4 protein-coding genes are annotated in these 4,554 nt (G+C 37.1%); 1 reads left to right on the forward strand and 3 read right to left on the reverse strand.

The genetic code is table 11. From position 1 onward, the window contains the following. Together ABZC96_RS08370 and purB are read right to left on the reverse strand one after the other, a co-directional pair. On the reverse strand, positions 1-501 hold a 501-nt coding region (locus ABZC96_RS08370; RefSeq protein ID WP_373030419.1), incomplete at its 3' end, for an ATP cone domain-containing protein. A 322-nt stretch (positions 502-823) separates the two neighbouring features. Then, the gene (gene purB / locus ABZC96_RS08375; protein WP_373030416.1) at positions 824-2,152 is read right to left on the reverse strand and encodes an adenylosuccinate lyase; all 1,329 of its coding nucleotides are present in this window, start codon (positions 2,150-2,152) and stop codon (positions 824-826) included. A 209-nt stretch (positions 2,153-2,361) separates the two neighbouring features. Between purB and ABZC96_RS08380 the strand changes: the two genes are divergently transcribed. Continuing rightward, entirely contained in the window at positions 2,362-3,291 is a 930-nt protein-coding gene (locus tag ABZC96_RS08380) for an RluA family pseudouridine synthase (RefSeq protein WP_373030417.1), read from the forward strand. A gap of 109 nt (positions 3,292-3,400) precedes the next feature. Here ABZC96_RS08380 and rlmN read toward each other — a convergent pair whose 3' ends face one another. Further along, positions 3,401-4,474, reverse strand: a complete 1,074-nt coding sequence (gene rlmN / locus ABZC96_RS08385; RefSeq protein ID WP_373030418.1) for a 23S rRNA (adenine(2503)-C(2))-methyltransferase RlmN — start codon at positions 4,472-4,474, stop codon at positions 3,401-3,403. Positions 4,475-4,554: the final 80 nt, after the last annotated feature.

The following is a 4,554-nucleotide window of genomic DNA, read 5'->3' on the forward strand; positions in this document are numbered from 1 at the left end:
ACCCATAAAGAGTTGCTGAGGCAATTCTATAGGTACCCCTGCACGGTCTTTTAATAAGTATCTATCATAAAGTGTACGGATACCAAGATAGGTAAACTGTAGATCACGTTCAGGCTTAATGTAATCATTAAGCTCATCAAGATCATACTTATCTTTCAGTCCAAGAACGATACGCCCCTCTTTTTCTCCACGCTCAAAGTATTCACGTAAATGGTCATATCCTGTAAAGCCCGTTACTTTATGGTAGATGTCATAAAGGAAGAGTCTTGAAGCTACAAATGTCCAGTCCGGTCTGTCTATGTCTATCTTGTCAACCGCTGTTTTGATCAATGTTTGCTGTATCTCTTCGGAGCTGATCATATCACGAAACTGAAGCTTGGCATCTACTTCAAGTTCACTTTGACTTACTCGTACGAGTCCCTTTACTGATGCTGCTGTATACTTTTGAATCTTTGCTACATCTAAAGTTTCTACTCTACCATTTCGTTTTACAACTCTGATCATATTACCCTGTCCTTTTAGCTTGCTTTGTCATCTTATTTTCATGACAATGATTAATCCGATTTTACTCAAATTTACCTTGTGTATTTTTGAAATGTTGTATCATTTTTAGGCATCTTTTTTATAAGATTTGGTGATAGTTTTTAAAAGGCTGTCTGTGTGGGAAGTTTCGAAAAATATAAAGTTTATTTATAGAAAAAAAGAGTGAAGAAAGTAACACTAAAACTATAAAGAGATTAGAGTATATTAGGTTGTAAAGGAGATTTCATACTGTACTTTTGTACAGTATGAAATCTTCAATACAAGATTATGTGATATAAGCTTATTTAAAAACTCTTTTAAAAATGGCATCTACATTTTTTGTGTAATAATCAAAGTTAAAACATTCTCTTATCTGTGATTCTGAAAGTGACTGACCCAGCTCTTCATCTGCTAGCAGATACTGAAGATAAAGTGATTCACCCTCATCATTAGTGGTTGGTTTTCCTTGTTGTATCTCTTCCCATACTTTCATCGCATTTCTTTGTACGATCCTATAGGCATCTTCACGACTTACACCTGCTTTTGGAAGTTCAAGAAGTACACGTTGAGAGAATACCAATCCACCTGTCAAATTTAAGTTCTTCATCATATTCTCAGGCATTACCGTAAGGTTTGCGATCACATTATTCATACGGTGCATCATGAAGTCACATGTAATGAAAGCATCTGGTAACCAAAATCGCTCAGTTGATGAATGAGAGATATCTCTTTCATGCCAAAGTGCTACGTTTTCCATAGCAGGTATTGCATAGGCTCTGATCATTCTAGCAAGACCTGTGATGTTTTCTGTAAGGATTGGATTTCGTTTGTGTGGCATTGCAGAAGATCCCTTTTGCCCTTTAGCAAAATATTCTTCCGCTTCATAAACTTCTGTTCTTTGTAAGTGTCTAACTTGTACTGCAAATTTTTCTACAGAAGAAGCCATTAGAGCTAAAGCTGTTGCCAATCTTGCATATCTATCTCTATGTACTACTTGATTTGAACAAGGCTCAGGTTTTAAACCTAATTCAGCCATTGCTAACTCTTCAAGCTCTAATGGAGCATGTGCAAAGTTACCCATAGCACCAGAGATTTGACCTACAGCAATCACTTCCATAGTCTCTTCAAGATTCTTAAGGTGTCTAGCCATTTCATCATACCAAACCGCCAAAGTCAAACCAAATGTAATAGGCTCACCATGGATACCATGACTTCTTCCTACCATTAAAGTCATTTTGTGTTCTTCTGCACGTTTCTTGATAGACTCCATAAGCATCTTTGTATCAGAAATGATAATTTCTAGTGAAGCTTTCATTTGAAGTGCAACACCTGTATCAACTGCATCTGAAGAAGTCATGCCATAGTGGAACCATCTAGACTCCTCCCCAAGACTTTCACTTACACTTGTATTAAAAGCAATTAAATCATGTTTTGTAACAGCTTCTATCTCTTCTATTCTCTCAACTGAGAATGTAGCATTCTTAACAATCTTTTCACAATCATCATCAGGGATAAGCCCTAATTTATTCCATGCTTTAACAGCTGCTTTTTCAACTTCAAGCCATGCTGCATATCTTGCATGTTGTGTCCAATGTTTTGTCATCTCTTCTCTTGCGTATCTTTCTACCATTACATACCTTTATGTCTATAAAAATTTGATACAATTCTACCAAAATAGCAGTTAATAATACGACTAGTTGTATAAGCTGACTGTTGAAGTAAAGCATTAAAATGCAGTATAAGCGAAGCACTAAATGCTGAGTCGTGCGACCCAGTGTCAACGTAGCTTTTTTGTACTTTGTTCAAAAAGTGTACTATTAATAAAAAGGTGAAGCATCTATGCCATTCGTTAAACAGACATTTACAGTACCAGAGAAAATGCCCGCATTTCTATTTATCATGCGTACCTTCAATTTTACTCAAGGACAGGCACAACGTGTATTGGCAAAGGGTAGATTGCTCATCAATGGCGTATCTATATTTAACACTGGTATGTCTATAGAAGGAGAAGTAGAAGTAGTCTATTTTAAACCTTCTTCCCAAGGAAACAGACCTCTATTTCACAACAAAGACTTTATGGTCTTTGAAAAGTATTCTGGTGTTCTAGTCCACCCTAATACCATGGCAACCCCCTATTCACTACTTGATGAGATTCGTAGCATTGCTGGAGATAATGCCAATGCTGTTCACCGTATAGATATGGAAACTTCTGGATTGCTTTTGGCAAGTAAACATAAAAAATCAGAATCTTATTTGAAGATGTCATTTGAAGATAGAAGTATTAAAAAGTCTTACCTTGCCTGGGTTGATGGTAAACTCACAGAGCCTTTTTCCTCGAGTGAGCGGATCAAGATAAACAATGACTATAGCCAAACCAAACATAAGGTCTTTATTTCTGATGAGGGGAAAGCATCACATACAGACTTTATTCCCCTACAGTATGATGAAACGCTTGATACGACACTTGTAGCCTGTTATCCTCATACAGGAAGAACGCATCAGATAAGAGTCCATTTGTTTCACGTGAAACATCCTATTTTGGGTGATCCTATCTATGGTACAACCTTCCAAGCTGCCAATGCCTACCTCGAAGAAGAACTAAGCCCTGAAGAACGCATGAGAGAGATGGGGGCAAGCAGACTAATGCTACATGCACAGAGCTTATCCTTTACCATGGGGCCTAGATTTCATATAGAGAGTAAAAGTGATTTCTCCGAGATGAAGAATTTGATCTGTGAGAAAGAAAAAAGAGTGTTTAATAAAAAATAGGGAGAAACTTATTTCTCCTCATCACTCCTGGAATCATAGATAAACCAACCTACTCCAACAGCTGCAACCAGGATAATAAATCCTAACATAAAAAGTTCCAAACTTGGCATTACCCTTCTCCTTCTAATTCTTGTTCTCTTAACTGACCACAAGCTGCTGATATATCTAAACCTTTTGACTCACGGATCGTACAGTGCAATCCTCTTTTAGTCAGATACTCTTGGAACTCTTTCATGTCTTTTTCACTCGGACGTTTAAATTCTGTACCACCATACGGATTAAAATAGATTAAGTTTACCTTAGCTTTAATACCATCTAAAAGTGAGAGAAGTTTCTTAGCAGCAGAGATATCATCATTGACATCTTTTATGACAAGATACTCAAACATCACTCTTTTTCTAGCATTGACAGGAAAGTTCTTCACCGCATCGATAATAGATGCGATATTGTATGCTTTGTTAATAGGCATCAACTGTTGTCTTAATTCATCATCGACTGCATGCAGTGAGATAGCCAAATTCACTCCCAAGTCCATCTTTCCAAGTCTCTCTATCTTTGTACTTAATCCAGATGTTGAAATAGTTTGTCTATGTGTGGCAATAGCCATACCATCCGGGTCTGCAAATATCTTCACTGACTTTGCCACTTCTGTCAAGTTGTCAAGTGGTTCACCCATGCCCATATAGACAATATTGACACGACGGTTGGCATCGATCGCATTGTCTTTTTTGATCATTCGTAACTGTTCAACGATTTCTCCGGCTGTCAGGTTACGCATAAAACCGCCCTTTGCAGTCAAACAAAAGGCACACCCTACCTTGCACCCTACCTGAGATGAGATACAGACTGTATAGCGTTCCTGATGCTTTACAGAGCCATCTTCATGATACTCCTTCTCTCTCATCAAAAGCAGTACGGCTTCAACTGTATGTCCATCATGCAATTCAAAAAGATATTTTCGGCTTCCGTCTTTAGAGTTTTGAACCATCACCGTTTTGAGAGGAGCCACAGTATATTCTTCATCTAATTTTTCTCTCATCTCTTTTGGAAGATTTTTCATCTCTTCAAATGACTCTGCATACTTATGGTAGATCCAATCGTATATTTGTTTTGCACGGAAAGAAGGTTTGATCAGTTCACTTAATTCTTCTTTTGTCAGATCTTGTATTATTTTTTTACTCATTTATTTACTTTCTTTAATATACTTAGTTAATCTAAGCATTGCTTCTTTATGATTATCCATAAAGTCTTTATGTGCATTTC

This window comes from Sulfurovum sp. (genome assembly GCF_041551015.1).
In the GTDB taxonomy this organism is placed as follows: Bacteria; Campylobacterota; Campylobacteria; order Campylobacterales; family Sulfurovaceae; genus Sulfurovum.